At 39.7% G+C, this 16,605-nt stretch carries 11 protein-coding genes and 7 tRNA genes; 14 read left to right on the top strand and 4 right to left on the bottom strand.

Features of this window, described 5'->3' with window-relative positions; genetic code table 11:
* Positions 1–430 precede the first annotated feature (430 nt).
* From chiP to nagE, 3 genes are all read right to left on the bottom strand, one after another.
* A complete protein-coding gene (chiP, locus tag SB028_RS05335; RefSeq protein WP_318859925.1) occupies positions 431–1,825 on the bottom strand; it encodes a chitoporin ChiP in 1,395 nt (464 codons plus the stop codon).
* A 629-nt stretch (positions 1,826–2,454) separates the two neighbouring features.
* Entirely contained in the window at positions 2,455–4,122 is a 1,668-nt protein-coding gene (glnS, locus tag SB028_RS05330; RefSeq protein WP_069370074.1) for a glutamine--tRNA ligase, read from the bottom strand.
* 197 nt (positions 4,123–4,319) lie between these two features.
* Positions 4,320–6,362: an N-acetylglucosamine-specific PTS transporter subunit IIBC gene (gene nagE / locus SB028_RS05325; RefSeq protein WP_069370073.1), complete on the bottom strand. Its 2,043-nt coding sequence runs from the start codon at positions 6,360–6,362 to the stop codon at positions 4,320–4,322.
* Between the two features lie 353 nt (positions 6,363–6,715).
* On the opposite strand from nagE, the gene nagB reads away from it, so the two are divergent.
* From nagB to fghA, 13 genes are all read left to right on the top strand, one after another.
* Positions 6,716–7,522, top strand: coding sequence for a glucosamine-6-phosphate deaminase (gene nagB / locus SB028_RS05320; RefSeq protein WP_069370072.1), 807 nt, complete (start codon positions 6,716–6,718; stop codon positions 7,520–7,522).
* 124 nt (positions 7,523–7,646) lie between these two features.
* Entirely contained in the window at positions 7,647–8,807 is a 1,161-nt protein-coding gene (gene nagA / locus SB028_RS05315; protein WP_069370071.1) for an N-acetylglucosamine-6-phosphate deacetylase, read from the top strand.
* A 13-nt stretch (positions 8,808–8,820) separates the two neighbouring features.
* On the top strand, positions 8,821–10,053 hold the full coding sequence (gene nagC / locus SB028_RS05310; protein WP_077885177.1) for a DNA-binding transcriptional regulator NagC: 1,233 nt from the start codon (positions 8,821–8,823) through the stop codon (positions 10,051–10,053).
* Between the two features lie 399 nt (positions 10,054–10,452).
* Positions 10,453–10,529, top strand: a tRNA-Met gene (locus SB028_RS05305).
* Positions 10,530–10,536: 7 nt separating this feature from the next.
* Positions 10,537–10,621, top strand: a tRNA-Leu gene (locus tag SB028_RS05300).
* A gap of 27 nt (positions 10,622–10,648) precedes the next feature.
* Positions 10,649–10,723, top strand: a tRNA-Gln gene (locus tag SB028_RS05295).
* Positions 10,724–10,764: 41 nt separating this feature from the next.
* Positions 10,765–10,839 (top strand) — tRNA-Gln (locus SB028_RS05290).
* 36 nt (positions 10,840–10,875) lie between these two features.
* Positions 10,876–10,952: transfer RNA gene (locus tag SB028_RS05285), tRNA-Met, on the top strand.
* Between the two features lie 5 nt (positions 10,953–10,957).
* Positions 10,958–11,032: transfer RNA gene (locus tag SB028_RS05280), tRNA-Gln, on the top strand.
* Between the two features lie 50 nt (positions 11,033–11,082).
* Positions 11,083–11,167: transfer RNA gene (locus SB028_RS05275), tRNA-Leu, on the top strand.
* 254 nt (positions 11,168–11,421) lie between these two features.
* Entirely contained in the window at positions 11,422–11,697 is a 276-nt protein-coding gene (locus SB028_RS05270; RefSeq protein ID WP_036938507.1) for a metal-sensing transcriptional repressor, read from the top strand.
* A 19-nt stretch (positions 11,698–11,716) separates the two neighbouring features.
* Positions 11,717–12,829 (top strand): S-(hydroxymethyl)glutathione dehydrogenase/class III alcohol dehydrogenase, encoded by a 1,113-nt coding sequence (locus tag SB028_RS05265; RefSeq protein WP_069370070.1) that lies wholly within the window; start codon positions 11,717–11,719, stop codon positions 12,827–12,829.
* A 53-nt stretch (positions 12,830–12,882) separates the two neighbouring features.
* Positions 12,883–13,716: an S-formylglutathione hydrolase gene (fghA, locus tag SB028_RS05260; RefSeq protein ID WP_069370069.1), complete on the top strand. Its 834-nt coding sequence runs from the start codon at positions 12,883–12,885 to the stop codon at positions 13,714–13,716.
* 47 nt (positions 13,717–13,763) lie between these two features.
* Here the strand turns inward: fghA and ubiF are convergent, their stop codons facing one another.
* Complete coding sequence (gene ubiF, locus SB028_RS05255) at positions 13,764–14,951, bottom strand: 3-demethoxyubiquinol 3-hydroxylase (protein ID WP_077885176.1); 1,188 nt, start codon at positions 14,949–14,951, stop codon at positions 13,764–13,766.
* Positions 14,952–15,156: 205 nt separating this feature from the next.
* On the opposite strand from ubiF, the gene miaB reads away from it, so the two are divergent.
* Positions 15,157–16,587, top strand: coding sequence for a tRNA (N6-isopentenyl adenosine(37)-C2)-methylthiotransferase MiaB (gene miaB, locus SB028_RS05250; RefSeq protein WP_069370068.1), 1,431 nt, complete (start codon positions 15,157–15,159; stop codon positions 16,585–16,587).
* The last annotated feature ends 18 nt before the right edge of the window (positions 16,588–16,605 follow it).

Here is a 16,605-nt window from a genome sequence, read left to right as displayed (position 1 = left end):
CGCACAAGGACGAAAAGGACGAAAAATACAAGAAGGAAGAAAAAATAAAGGTATTTACCCCCCACTACGATACCCACTCTGACTGCCTTTACTTAGGGTAAATACCTTACGCAAATTCTGCGAAATAACTGAAGCACAAGAGATAAACATAACCCACTCACATTTATCTCAGACGACATGACATGACGACTTTACTTCATGACTTTTACTACATACTGCGATTTTAAAACGACTCTTTACTACTTTTTACTGCTACTTCTTACTACTGCTGACAACTTCACTTTATTAACAAGGCTTATTTATAAAGCGCTTTTTAATTACTGCATCCCTACCTTTCTACTATTTATTTTTATTTATCGTAATCGTAATTAGCTTTTTTAGTTTTATTCAGGATAAAGTGCAATTAATACACTTTATCCTTATGATGATATTAGAAAATAGTGAATGGCATTATCACGTTAAACTTAACGTCTTTTTCATCTTGGAAAATATTACCAAAACCGCCTTCATAACTTGGAATATCAGAGTGGTTATCATAACGGGTATAATGAAGCTTAAAGAGCGTACCTTTAGCGCGACCTTCTTGAACCGTATACATAATATCCGCATTCCATGCACTTTCTCTGATACGTTGCCCTTGATCATAAATCGCTTTACCACTTGGCTTAGCATCCCATGCGTAAACATAAGAAGTACCTACTGCCCAACCTGACAAATCCCAGTTTTTCAGATCATACATAACGCCCGCATAAAGTGCTTTTTCACCATTGGCGTTAAAGTCAGAACGACCATCCCACCAAATATCAAGGCGGCCATTAGATGTTGCCCAACCTGGCGTCATACGTTGTAAGAAATAACCTTGATTACCCTCAGCTTTAACCCATGTTCCTTCTACTTTGAAGTCAAATACATTATAGGTATAACCAAAAGTCAGTGCTTGTAACCATGCCAGCCCATCATAAACATCATTAACGCCACCACCAGTCACTTTATCTTTAGCACCGTAGAATTGGTAAGACGTTCTTAATGCATTCTCAGCAATTGGGAAATCATAAGAAACCTTACCAAAATACTGATCAATATAACCATCTGCCTGACCAAATGCAGCTTCTAACACTAAGCTGTTTTTAAAATCATATTTGGCGCCGAAAGAGTGAAGATAGCTGATATTCGTTTCTAAATCAGCTTTACGGAAGTTGTACATGTTTCGATACCATGGTGCTTTATATTCATCTGTCCACATGTAAGAGAAAGATAATTCACCACTTTTATCGAAGTCGAAAACAGCCCCTGCTTCAGCACCGCGGTAAGTTCCCGGTAAAAAGCTCCAATGTGGGCGCAATAAACTTTGACCTTTAGGTTGAATATACCCACCTTGAGCCCCAAAATTGCCTAATTTAAATTTTGCAGCCGCTTTATAAACGCTCACGCCACTGCGATCGCCCGTCCATTTTTCATCCCAGCGACTTTTGGCATCACTAAAACCGATTTCATTAGGTGCAGCAGGACCACTGTTATTCAATTCAACCGCACCAAAAGCAGCTAAATCAATACCAATAAAATCACCAAGGTAACCTGATGAGAAATCTAAATTAGCGTTGAAAGTAGAATGGTGTAAGTTAGCTTTGTATTTGCCGTAATCTGGGCTATTTGGTGTTAACTCTTTTCTATCACGGTCACGTTGCCAATAAAAAAGACCGCCTGTTAAGGTTGAATCATCAATAAACCCTTCAGCATAAGACATTTTTGCAGGTAGTGCAGTTACAAGCAATGCGCCCATAACGACAAGTGCCACCCTGCCTGGTTTAGCATGTTGCATAACCATAGCATTGTTTCCTCTTTGACTTTGACTAAAAAAGAAATAAGCACAATGCCTATTTCCAAATATAAAACCCCAAGTGGGGAAAAAACCTAAATTAGGTTAGAACCAGCATATTTTTCGCGACGCGAATTATCAACCCAAAAAAAAGAATTTTTATCAAAATATGACAAAGGGCACATAACTAAATGATCGTTTCATTTTATTTCTTTTATAAGGATTAATTAGAAAAAACAATAACAAATTGATTTACATAAACTTTTTAAAGTAATCTTTAAATGATATGAAGTTTCGTTTTTACATAAATGAATAATAAGTAATATTTATAAATAATCTTTTTTAATGGTGTGAAATATGTCGTTTGGATCACACTTTTCTTATTACAGTTTTATTGAGCGTGATGATATGAAAAAACAAAAGAATAAAGTGATAATGAATAAACTATTTCAAACGAAATAAATGAAAACTTATCACCTAAAAAAGAGAAACTAATCAATTAAGAATAGTAAATATTTAATATTTATAGATGAGAAATAATACAAGTGAAGATGTAGAACAGATAAAAAAATGCTCGATAAAATCATTATCGAGCATTTTATTCATTAAGATACTAATGTGACTTAAAGCACGTCAAATTAACCTTGCTGAGAAATCTTCGCCCAAGTGTCACGTAAGCCCACAGTACGGTTAAACACAAGTTTATCCGCTGTTGAAAGCTTATCGGCACAAAAGTAGCCTTCACGCTCAAATTGATACGCTTTTTCGATAGCGGCATCTTTTAAGCTACGTTCAACAAAACCGTTACGAATAACTAATGATTCAGGGTTGATTGTTGATAAGAAATCTTCTTCTGCGCCTGGATTTGGTACGCTAAACAGACGGTCATAAAGGCGGATTTCAGCTGGAATAGCGTGTGGGATGCTTACCCAGTGAATAACGCCTTTTACTTTACGTCCATCAGCAGGATCTTTATTTAAAGTTTCTGCATCATAAGAACAGTAAATGGTCGTAATTTCGCCTTGTTCGTCTTTTTCAACTCGCTCTGCTTTAATAACATAAGCATTACGTAAACGGACTTCTTTACCAAGTACCAGACGTTTATATTGACGGTTTGCTTCTTCTTTAAAGTCAGCGCGATCAATATAGATCTCGCGGCTAAATGGTACTTCACGCGTTCCCATTTCTGGTTTGTTCGGGTGATTTGGAGCAACAAGAATTTCTTCGCCTTCAGGCATATTTTCAATCACTAAACGAACCGGATCAATAACCGCCATTGCGCGTGGTGCATTTTCATTTAAATCATCACGAATACAAGATTCTAAAGCTGCCATTTCGACGTTATTTTCTTGTTTCGTTACACCAATACGTAAACAGAATTCACGGATAGATTCTGCAGTATAACCACGACGACGTAAGCCTGAAATGGTTGGCATACGAGGATCATCCCAACCATTCACAATATTTTCTGTCACAAGCTGATTCAGCTTACGTTTTGACATCACTGTGTATTCAAGGTTAAGACGTGAGAATTCATATTGGCGAGGATGACAAGGGATAGTGATATTATCCAGCACCCAATCATATAAACGGCGGTTATCTTGGAATTCTAAAGTACATAAAGAATGTGTGATATTTTCCAGTGCATCAGAAATGCAGTGGGTAAAATCATACATAGGATAAATGCACCATTTATTTCCAGTTTGGTGGTGTTCAGCGAATTTAATACGATAAAGCACAGGATCACGCATAACAATAAACGGTGATGCCATATCAATTTTCGCACGTAAACACGCTTTACCTTCTTCAAAGCCACCAGCACGCATTTTTTCAAATAGTGCTAAGTTCTCTTCTACGCTACGTGAGCGATAAGGACTATTTTTACCTGGCTCTTTTAATGTACCGCGGTATTCACGAATTTCTTCAGCGCTTAACTCATCAACATAAGCTAAGCCTTTATTAATCAGCTCAATCGCATATTGATAAAGTTGATCAAAATAATCTGAGGAGTAATGAATGCTACCTTCCCATTGGAAACCTAACCACTGAACATCTTTTTGAATTGAGTTGATATACTCAATATCTTCTTTTACTGGATTGGTATCATCAAAACGTAGATTACATTTTCCCTGATAATCTTTAGCAATACCAAAATTCAGGCAAATTGATTTCGCATGGCCAATATGAAGATAGCCATTAGGTTCAGGTGGGAAACGCGTATGAACGCTATCATGTTTCCCGGTAGCCAGATCTTCGTCAATAATTTGACGAATAAAGTTCGTTGGGCGGGCATCTGCCTCATTCATGGTCATTTTTTCCTCAAAGCAAAACGCATAATTAACCCACTATAATCCAATAAGCAGGTTTCATAAATACCTTAGCTAAATACACCCCTGAGATATTTATCAAAATAGAGATAAAAAAACGGGAAGTTCGAAAGACTCCCCGTTTTATCGTCTTATTTAACCATCTCTTTATAGAGGATTAAATATCTATATAGAAATTATTTTAGCACGTTGTAGATAACCGTTTTATTTCCGACCACAACACCTGTGGCTTGTTCGGCAATCTTATCAAAATCATCGATATTGCTAACAATGACAGGGCTTATCATCGATTTGGCATTCGCGTTTAAGTATTCAAGATCTAATTCTAAGATAGGTTGACCAACTGTAACGTCTGCACCTTCTTCAATTAAACGTTTGAAGCCTTTTCCACCTAACGCAACAGTATCAATCCCCATATGCACGATAATTTCAACACCATTATCCGTTTCAATACAAAATGCGTGGTTTGTATCAAAAATCTTAACAACAGTCCCTGTCGCAGGCGCCATTACAATGTTAGAAGTGGGTTTGATTGCGATACCATCACCAACAACCCCACTGGAGAATGCTTCATCAGGCACTTCTTTCAATGCCACGACTTCACCATCAAAAGGTGCAATCATTTTTAGTAGCACTGTCGCATTTGTATTGGCTTGTTTTACAGGCGCTTTTTCAGTAGTGACTGTTGAAACGGCTGGCGCTTCATAAGCGGGTACAGGGCCTTGTGTCAATACATCACGCATCGCATTAGCAACTAATTCAGCACGCGTACCCACAATCACTTGAACGCTTTGTTTATTTAAGCGAATAACACCTGATGCGCCTAAACGTTTTGCATAGGCATCATTAACAACCGTGGCATCTTTTACATTTAAACGTAAACGGGTAATACAAGCATCAATCCCCGTTAAGTTATCAGAGCCACCGATAGCCGCGATATATTGACGAGCTTCTTGCTGAAGACCTTCTTTACTATTTGCTGACGCTGTTTTGATATCTTCATCATAACCATCAGCCGTTTCATCACCAATCACATCATCTTCACGACCAGGTGTTTTCAGGTTGAATTTAGTGATAGTGAAACGGAAAATACCGTAGTAAATGAAGAAGAACACAATACCTTGGACAATCAGCATGTACCAGTGCACAGCAAGTGGGTTACGAGATGATAAGAACATATCCACTAAACCGGCACTAAAGCCGAATCCTGAAATCCACTCCATACTGGCTGCAATATAAACAGAAATTGCCATTAAGAATGCGTGAATAACATAAAGCACGGGTGCCACGAACATAAAGGAGAATTCAAGTGGTTCAGTAATACCTGTGAAGAAGGCAGCAAATGCACCAGCAATCATGATACCCGCAACTTTTGCTTTGTTCTCTTTACGTGCGCAGTGGTAAATCGCAAGAGCCGCACCCGGTAAACCAAACATCATCACTGGGAAGAAGCCAGCTTGATAACGACCTGTAACCCCCACAGTTGCTAAACCAGAATCGATAGCTTGCTGACCTGCAAGGAAGTTAGGAATATCGTTAATACCAGCAACGTCAAACCAGAATACAGAGTTCAACGCATGGTGTAAGCCAACTGGAATTAATAAACGGTTAAAGAATGCATAGATACCCGCACCTAATGCCCCCATATCTTTAATGCTTTCGCCAAAGCTGACTAATCCGCCATAAATCACAGGCCAGATATACATCAAAATAAAGGCGACGATGATCATTAAAAATGAGGTTAGGATTGGCACTAAACGACGCCCACTAAAGAATGACAGTGCACGAGGCAGTTCAACGCTACTAAAGCGGTTATAAAGCTCCGCAGAAAGTACACCAACCAAGATCCCAACAAACTGGTTATTTATTTTACCAAAAGCAACTGGAACCTCTTCTAAAGGTAGGCCTTTGATCATTGATACTGCGGCTGGAGAACAAAGTGTTGTCACGACTAAGAACCCAACAAATCCTGTTAAAGCGGCAGCACCGTCTTTGTCTTTTGACATACCATAAGCAACACCAATGGCAAACAAGACTGACATATTATCGATAATGGCAGCACCAGATTTGATAAGTAAGGCAGCAAGCGCGTTATCACCACCCCAGCCTACTGGGTCAATCCAGTAGCCAATCCCCATCAGAATTGCTGCTGCAGGTAATGTAGCAACAGGCACCATCAGCGCCCGCCCTATCTTCTGCAGATAACTTAAAATATTCACAAACTCCCCCTTGGATAGCCCCTATGCGGGATCTTATTTATACTCATTCATATTTAATAATAAATTGATGAGCTAATTATTTAATTCCATTTTTAGTCTAAAAAATTTATTTCGTATCGCAAATTAATTAGTCATAATTTGTGATTGAAGTCACCAATGTCGTATAATTTTTAGCTGAAATGCTGGCTAAGTCAGAAAGCTTATTTTATGATTAAAAATATCTTTTGGCGGGACATTTCGATCATCAGCTAAAAATGAAAAGAAATTCGTGTTATAGATGAGCTACTGATAATTACACGATGAAATAACACGTTACAGAGTTATCAGATTTGTCTTTTTTCTATGAGGTTACTATGAGGTTAATCCCCCTATCTACGGCAAAACAAGTTGGTAAGTGGTCTGCAAATTATATCGTTGAGAAGATCAACGCATTTAATCCAACTGCAGAGCATCCTTTCGTACTTGGTTTACCGACTGGCGGCACGCCATTGGCGACATATAAAGAGTTAATTGAATTACATCGCGCAGGAAAAGTCAGCTTCCAACACGTTGTAACGTTCAATATGGATGAATATGTTGGTATTCCATCTGATCATTCACAAAGTTATCGTACTTTTATGTATGAAAATTTCTTTAATCATATTGATATTAAAGATGAAAATATCAATTTATTAAATGGTAATGCAGAAGATCCACAAGCAGAATGCGAACGTTATGAGGCGAAAATTAAGTCTTATGGCAAAATCAATTTGTTTATGGGTGGTGTAGGTAACGACGGTCATATTGCATTTAATGAGCCTGCGTCATCACTCTCTTCACGCACTCGCATGAAAACGCTAACGGAAGATACACGCTTAGCAAATTCACGTTTCTTCGACAATAATGTTAATCATGTTCCTAAATATGCACTAACCGTTGGTGTAGGCACATTATTAGATGCTGAAGAATTAATGATTTTGGCAACAGGCTTTAATAAGGCGCAAGCAGTACATGCCGCAACAGAAGGCGCGGTTAACCATTTATGGACGATTTCTTGTGTTCAACTTCACCCTAAAGCAATTTTAGTATGTGATGATCCTGCAACAATGGAATTACGAGTAAAAACATTGCGTTATTTCCAACAGATTGAAGCGCAAGAGTGTCAGAAATACCAAGACTAAGTTTAGTAAATTAAGTACCTACTAATTAAGTAGCGGAAAAGGCTAAGCTCTCTTACTTATCAGCCAGAATTTGCTGGCTGATATCGGCTTTTTAGATTGACTTCCCTTATCAGGAGACAAAGGTATGTTTGCCTTAACAAATGCTGTTATTTATACAGGTTACGACCGTTTAGAAAACCACGCCATTATTATTAACGGCTCCCGTATTGAGCAGGTTTGCCCACAGGATCAACTGCCAAAAGACATCACTGTTCGTGATATGAAAGGTGCAATTGTCTCTCCCGGTTTTATCGATTTACAGGTTAATGGTTGTGGTGGTGTGCAATTTAATGACACACCTGAAAATGTCACCGCTGAAACGTTAGAAATTATGCAAAAAGCGAATGAACGTTTAGGTTGCACTAGCTATTTACCAACATTAATTACCTGTTCTGATGAATTGATGAAAATAGGCATTGAAGCAACTCGTGCTTATATGAAAAAACATAAAAATAAAGTGTTGGGATTACACTTAGAAGGCCCTTATATCAATATAATTAAAAAAGGGACTCATGATCCACAATTCATTCGTCAGCCAAGTGCCGAGATGATTAGCTATTTATGCGATAATGCCGATGTCATCGCTAAAATCACCTTAGCACCAGAAATGGTTGATGAAAAATATGTTCGTCAATTAATCAAAGCAGGTATCATTGTTTCTGCGGGTCATTCAAATTCGACTTATGAAGAAGCACGGAAAGGATTTCGTAATGGTATCTCATTATCGACTCACCTTTACAATGCAATGCCTTATATTACAGGTCGAGGTCCAGGGCTTGTGGGTGCCATTTATGATACACCTGAGGTATATGCTGGTATCATTGCCGATGGTTTACACGTTTCATGGGCAAATATTCGTAACAGTAAGCGTTTAAAAGGTGAAAAACTACTTTTAGTCACAGACGCAACTGCGCCAGCGGGACTTGATCCTAATAAAAATGAGATGGATAGCTTCGTTTTTGCAGGTAAAACCATATATTATCGTAATGGTCTTTGTGTCGATGCAGATGGCACATTAAGTGGATCATCACTAACCATGATTGGTGCAATTAAAAATAGCGTGATCCATGTTGGTATTCCATTAGATGAAACATTGCGGATGGCAACACTTTATCCTGCTCGAGCAATTGGAATGGAAAAAGAATTGGGAACAATTGAAGCGGGAAAAACTGCTAACCTCGCTTCTTTTGATAAGGACTTCAACCTTTGTACAACATTTGTCAATGGTATTGAAATAACTGAATAACTAATGGATGTGTATGCTGATGAGTCATAACAACACTGAAACGCAAATTGGCAATATCGATCTTGTTAAACAACTTAACAGTGCAATTGTGTATCGACTGATTGATCAACACGGGCCAATTTCCCGTATCCAAATAGCCGAACAAAGCCAACTAGCGCCCGCCAGTGTGACTAAAATTACTCGTCAGCTGCTTGAACGAGGCTTAATCAAAGAGGTTGATCAACAGGCATCAACGGGTGGGCGTCGCGCAATTTCTATTGTAGTTGAACACCGCAATTTTAATACCGTTAGTGTGCGATTGGGTCGTAATGATGCCACCGTTGCTCTTTACGATCTGAGTGGTAAGGTTATCATTGAACAACACTACCCTTTAGAGCAAAGTACTCAAAATGAAGTTGAGACGATACTTATCAATGCAATTGATGATTTTATTAAACAAAATCAACGCCGCATCCGTGAGCTTATTTCAATTTCTGTGATCTTACCCGGTCTTGTTGATCCCAATAAAGGCATTGTTCGTTATATGCCGCATATGAAAGTAGATAATTGGGCTCTGGTAAATAGCTTAGAAAAACGCTTTAATCTGCCTTGTTATGCTGGGCATGATATTCGAAGCCTTGCACTCGCTGAAAATTATTTTGGTGCGACACGAGATTGTGAAGACTCGCTACTAGTCCGTATTCATCGTGGTGCAGGTGCGGGTGTTATTATTAATAATAAAATTCTGCTCAACCAACGTGGTAACTTAGGAGAGATTGGTCATATTCAAATCGATCCTTTAGGTGAACGTTGCCATTGTGGTAATTTTGGTTGTTTAGAAACAATTGCATCCAATACAGCCATCGAAGCTAAAGTGCGCTATCAATTAGAGCAAGGTTATCCTAGCCAGTATTTATCGCCAACACAGTGCCAAATCCAAGATATTTGTCGAGCAGCCGTTAAGAATGATCCGCTAGCAGTCGAAACCATTAAACAAGTGGGTTTACACTTAGGTAAAGCTATTGCAATCGCCATTAACCTGTTTAATCCACAAAAAGTGGTGTTAGCGGGCGAATTGACGGAAGCCGCTGAAATCTTGCTACCCTCAATTCAAAGTTGCATTAATACACAAGTATTAAAAGAATTCAGAGAAGAGCTTCCTATTGTCACATCGGAGCTTGATCATCGTTCTGCCATAGGGGCTTTTGCCTTGACTAAACGTGCAATGCTGAACGGAGAATTACTACAATACCTCTTAGAAAAGTAATGTATTGTTGAAAAATTATACTTTTTTGAGTTGAATATAGACTTTTCTGACCTTCATTATAAAATCAACTTAAAATTCAATCAGTCATATCCAAAGAAAAAGAAATGTAGCGTGAATTTTCACCTCATTTCTTTTTTATGTTCACTGTTCTTCGTTTTTTCTCTCTTTAACTTAATATCACTTCTCTTACTGCTTTGTTTTTTCTTTTTATTCACCCCCTATTCTTTGAGATATTTTTCATCAATAAGGTTGTTTTTTGGATCTTTTTTCGACAAAATGATTAACCATCGAGCAAACGGACACGTTTCTCGAAAATTAATGCAAAAAGCAGTTGACGGATTTGTCTGTAATACGCATAATGCGCCCCGCAACGCCGACGAAGGTTATGCAAAAAAAGATGGCTATGTAGCTCAGCTGGTTAGAGCACAACACTCATAATGTTGGGGTCACAGGTTCGAATCCCGTCATAGCCACCATCTTTTTGCGGGAGTGGCGAAATTGGTAGACGCACCAGATTTAGGTTCTGGCGCCGCAAGGTGTGCGAGTTCAAGTCTCGCCTCCCGCACCATTTTAACCTCGTCAAAAATTTATCAGTTGGGATATCGCCAAGCGGTAAGGCACCAGGTTTTGATCCTGGCATTCCCAGGTTCGAATCCTGGTATCCCAGCCATATTTCTGATAGATAAGTGTGTTGACAATTGAATTTGCGGATGGGGTATCGCCAAGCGGTAAGGCACCAGGTTTTGATCCTGGCATTCCCAGGTTCGAATCCTGGTACCCCAGCCATCTTTCGAAAGAAAGATAGCTAGCTAGATTCAATATGGCTATGTAGCTCAGCTGGTTAGAGCACAACACTCATAATGTTGGGGTCACAGGTTCGAATCCCGTCATAGCCACCATTTTTTGGGATATCGCCAAGCGGTAAGGCACCAGGTTTTGATCCTGGCATTCCCAGGTTCGAATCCTGGTATCCCAGCCATATTTTGAAAGAGAGACTCGCTGAGCGAGTCTTTTTTTCTCCAAGTTGTTGCGGGAGTGGCGAAATTGGTAGACGCACCAGATTTAGGTTCTGGCGCCGCAAGGTGTGCGAGTTCAAGTCTCGCCTCCCGCACCATTGATTACGAACGTGTTTATCACGAAATCAACAGATAAGACTCGCCATCGCGAGTCTTTTTTGTTTTTATCTCTTAATATTTTCCCTATCTATTCTCTAAACACCTGTTCTCTCTCTTCATTTCTTATTCTTCCGTTCTCAAAGAGCGACATTTTCCACATTATTATTTTTATTCTCATCACTTTTGATTGCTCTCTCTGTACATATATTCTACCAAATACTATACTCCCCCATAGTATATTTAAGGATTATGCATGCCACACTCACCAGCAGAAAAAAAAGCCGCGTTAACTCGCGTAAGAAAAATTAAAGGGCAACTTCTTGCATTAGAAACTGCACTTGAAAATGAAAATGAATGCGGTCAGGTATTACAACAAATTGCCGCCATCAGAGGTGCTATAAACGGTCTGATGGCGGGTGTGCTCGAAAGTCATTTACGTGAAGGTCTTATGGATGCTGTCGCTTCTCCTGAAGATCAAAAAAACTCCGTTGATGATGCCATTTCACTTATCCGCACTTACCTGCGTTAATAACAAAAAAGGATACACCATGAAATCTCGTGCTGCGGTCGCATTTGGGCCAGGAGAACCTTTAAAAATCGTTGAAGTTGATGTGATGCCACCTCAAGCAGGTGAAGTGCTCATTAAAATTAGTCACACAGGTGTTTGCCATACAGACGCATTTACGCTTTCGGGTGATGATCCTGAAGGTGTATTCCCTGCTATTCTTGGTCATGAAGGTGCTGGTGTGGTTGTCGAAATCGGTGAAGGTGTCACCAGTGTTAAACCCGGCGATCACGTTATTCCTCTGTACACTGCAGAATGTGGCGAATGCCTATTCTGTAAATCAGGCAAAACCAACTTATGTGTTGCAGTCAGAGCAACGCAAGGTAAAGGTTTAATGCCCGATGGAACTACACGTTTTTCTTATAACGGACAGCCTATTTATCACTATATGGGATGTTCAACTTTTAGCGAATATACCGTGGTCGCTGAAGTTTCGCTGGCAAAAATCAATCCAGAAGCCAATCACGAAGAAGTCTGCTTATTAGGTTGTGGCGTTACCACAGGTATTGGTGCGGTTCACAATACAGCAAAAGTGCAAGAAGGTGACTCAGTTGCTGTATTTGGTTTAGGCGGTATTGGTCTTGCCGTTCTTCAGGGAGCAAGACAAGCCAAAGCAGGCCGTATTTTTGCTATTGATACAAATCCTGAAAAATTCGCACTAGCACGCCAGTTTGGCGCAACAGATTGCATCAATCCTAATGACTACGATAAGCCCATTCAACAAATCCTTGTTGAAATGACACAATGGGGTGTTGATCATACTTTTGAATGTATTGGTAACGTTAATGTCATGAGAGCGGCATTAGAAAGTGCACATCGTGGCTGGGGTCAATCCATTATTATTGGTGTCGCGGGTGCAGGACAAGAGATCTCCACTCGTCCATTCCAATTAGTGACGGGTCGTTCGTGGAAAGGTACCGCTTTTGGTGGCGTTAAAGGCCGTAGCCAATTACCTGGTATGGTTGAGGATGCAATGAAAGGCACTATCGAACTTAAGCCTTTTGTTACCCATAAACTGCCATTAGAAAAAATTAATGAAGCGTTTGATCTAATGCACGAAGGTAAATCAATCCGAACCGTTATTCATTTCGATTAACCATTCTCAAACCTCTATTTCATAGGTTTGTCTTTGCTTTTAAAGGAGTCAAAATGGAAAGGATTGAACGTCACGCCTGTTTCGGTGGTTGGCAAGAAGTCTATCAACATACATCAAAGTCGTTGAATTGTGAGATGAAATTTGCCATCTATCTTCCTCCTATGGAAGACGAAGGACAAAAATACCCTGTTTTATATTGGTTATCCGGCTTAACCTGTAATGAACAAAATTTTATTACTAAATCAGGTGCTCAGCAATTTGCAGCGCAACATGGCATTATTTTAGTGGTACCCGATACCAGCCCTCGCGGTGAAAATGTCGCTGATGATAGTGCTTATGATTTAGGGCAAGGTGCAGGATTCTACCTCAATGCAACACAATCGCCGTGGAATACTCATTACAATATGTATGATTACATTGTTGATGAACTTCCTACATTAATAGAAATGCATTTTCCTGTGACTCATCAACGTGCTATTAGTGGTCATTCGATGGGAGGGCATGGCGCATTAACAATTGCACTGCGAAATTCAGCACGCTACCGCAGTGTGTCAGCGTTTTCTCCGATCGTGGCACCATCAGTTGTTCCTTGGGGTAAAAAAGCGTTTAGTGCTTATTTAGGCGATGATACGACGCAATGGCAACAATATGATGCAGTGGCATTAATTAACCAAGCAGAAAATGTGTTACCTATACGTATTGATGTTGGACTTGATGATCCTTTTTATCAAGAGCAACTGAAACCTGAATTATTTGCACAAGCTTGTGATACAAAACAATTCCCTTATCAATTGAATTTCCATCAAGGGTACGATCACAGCTACTATTTTGTGGCGAGTTTTATTGGTGAGCATATTGCTTTTCATGCCAAACAGTTAAAAGCATAACGGCAATGCGATGATCTAATATTCAACTCGGATCATCGCATTTCTAATTACTGAATACCTAATGCATAACGTAACGCCGCTTCTTTCACTTTTCCGGCATGTTGAGCAGCTAAAAGCCCGATATTTCTAACGACTTTCAAACCTGGTAATTGGCGGCTAAAGGCGTGATAAAATACGTCCATACCCGCTTGCATGATTAAATTATCAGGCATACGACGACGCTGATATTTCTTCAATAACGCCATTGAATCCCAAGGTTCAAAATGTTTTTTCGCTTCAGCCACTAAGTCTAAGAAACAATCCACATCACGGTACCCTAAATTAACACCTTGTCCCGCTAATGGATTGATCGTGTGAGCCGCATCTCCCAGCAAAATAACGCCTTTATCAACATAACGACTTGCATGCTGACGCGTTAATGGGAATGAACCAGCGGCAATAGGTGTTGCTTTACCTAATCGCTCAGGAAAAGCATGTTGAATTTCTTTTTCTAGCTGTGTCATCGACATATTTTGCAGTTTTCTAATTCGGTCTGGTGAGTCATACCAAACTAAACAAGCCCAATGATCAAAAAGAGGTAAATAAGCACGAGGTCCTGAAGGGTAAAACCGTTGCCATGTCCCCTTTTCAGGTGGTAACGCTGTTTTCACCGTGATCAGCATACAAGATTGACGATATTGCCAGCCATTGCTACCAATACCCGCAAATTGGCGCACTTGAGAATTCGCACCATCCGCACCTACCACTAAATTGGTGGTCACTTCACTACCATCAGAAAGTGTTACTTTCCATTTATCCTCTAAATAAGTCATTTTACTTAGACTATTTGGACATAATAAAGTGATATTGCTATAACGTTCAGCCTCTTTCCAAAGTGCTAATTGCAAAATTCGGTTTTCAACCATATAGCCTAATTCAGGTAAACCTAAGCTTTTAGCATCAAAAACTACATGGGCATTTTCTTCTTCCCATGTTTCTAAGGTAAGATAAGGTGCAGAACGCATCGCTAAAACATGTTGCCATGCACCTAATTGTTTTAATAGACTAACGGACGCACAACTAATCGCAGAAATACGGATATCAGGATGAGATGACGCATCAAAAGGTGCTGGAGACTGTCGTTCAATCATTGCAACACGCAATCCTTCTTGCGCCAGTCCAATTGCAACAGCAGCGCCAATCATTCCGCCACCTGCGATAATTGCATCAAAATTGTTTTTTACATTACTCATCATTGTTATGCCATAACTCATTACTTTAAATAATAGGTAAGCGCTGTTTCAATTTATTTCTATTAAACTAAACGCCATAGATAATTAGCGCCGACTTGCTCTAGTCACTGACCACACAAATGACTACAATAACCGCCTTATTGGCTTATTACACGCAACGTTTTCCAATGATTAGCTATTGTCTCACTGAAAATACCGGATTTACACAATGTCGACGATAAAAAAACTGTACATTAAAACTTGGGGCTGTCAGATGAATGAGTACGATTCATCCAAAATGGCAGACCTACTCGAAAGCACCCACGGTTATCAGTTAACCGATGTCGCCGAAGATGCGGACATTCTACTGCTAAATACCTGTTCTATCCGTGAGAAAGCACAAGAAAAAGTCTTTCATCAATTAGGACGTTGGAAATATTTTAAAGATAATAAACCCGATATTATCATTGGCGTCGGCGGTTGTGTTGCCTCTCAAGAAGGTGAGTACATCCGTCAACGTGCGCAGTGTGTCGATATTATCTTCGGACCACAAACTTTACACCGTTTACCTGAAATGATTAATCAGGTTAAAGGGACGAAAAGCCCCGTTGTCGATATCAGCTTCCCTGAAATCGAAAAATTTGACCGTTTACCAGAGCCTCGTGCCGAAGGTCCTTCAGCGTTTGTCTCTATAATGGAAGGCTGTAACAAATACTGCTCTTTCTGTGTCGTTCCTTACACACGTGGTGAAGAAGTTAGCCGTCCTTGTGATGATGTACTATTTGAAATTGCTCAATTAGCTGCACAAGGCGTGCGCGAAGTCAACTTGTTAGGTCAAAATGTTAATGCCTATCGTGGCGCTACTTTTGATGGTCAAATTTGTAGTTTTGCAGAATTAATTCGCTTAGTCGCCGCAATTGATGGCATTGACCGTGTTCGCTTTACAACCAGCCACCCTATCGAATTTACTGACGATATTATTGCCGTCTATGAAGATACACCAGAATTAGTCAGCTATTTGCACTTACCTGTGCAAAGTGGCTCTGACCGCATTCTAACATTGATGAAGCGTAACCATACTGCACTTGAATATAAGAGCATCATTCGCAAACTACGCAAAGCACGTCCTGATATTCTGATAAGCTCAGACTTTATCATCGGTTTCCCTGGTGAAACCCAAGACGACTTTGAAAAAACGATGCAATTAATTGCGGATGTTAATTTTGATATGAGCTTTAGTTTCATCTATTCAGCACGTCCGGGCACACCTGCTGCTGATTTACCTGATGACGTCAGTGAAGATGAGAAGAAACAACGTTTATATCTGCTACAACAACGTATCAATCAACAAGCGATGAACTTTAGCCGTGCAATGTTAAACACTGTACAACGTATTCTCGTCGAAGGACCTTCACGTAAAAATGTGATGGAACTTTCTGGTCGTACTGAAAATAACCGTGTGGTTAACTTCGAAGGTACACCGGATATGATTGGTAAGTTCGTTGATGTTGAGATTGTTGACGTTTATGCCAACTCACTGCGTGGTAAAGTCGTTAGAACGGAAGATGAAATGGATTTACGTATTCACGAATCTCCAGAATCCGTTATTGCACGTACACGTAAAGAAGATGAATTAGGGGTAGGTGTCTACCAACCTTAATTGATCAGATTGAACAAA

The organism is Proteus vulgaris (assembly GCF_033708015.1).
Classification (GTDB): domain Bacteria; phylum Pseudomonadota; class Gammaproteobacteria; order Enterobacterales; family Enterobacteriaceae; genus Proteus.
This window is presented reverse-complemented; position numbering and strand designations above follow the sequence as displayed.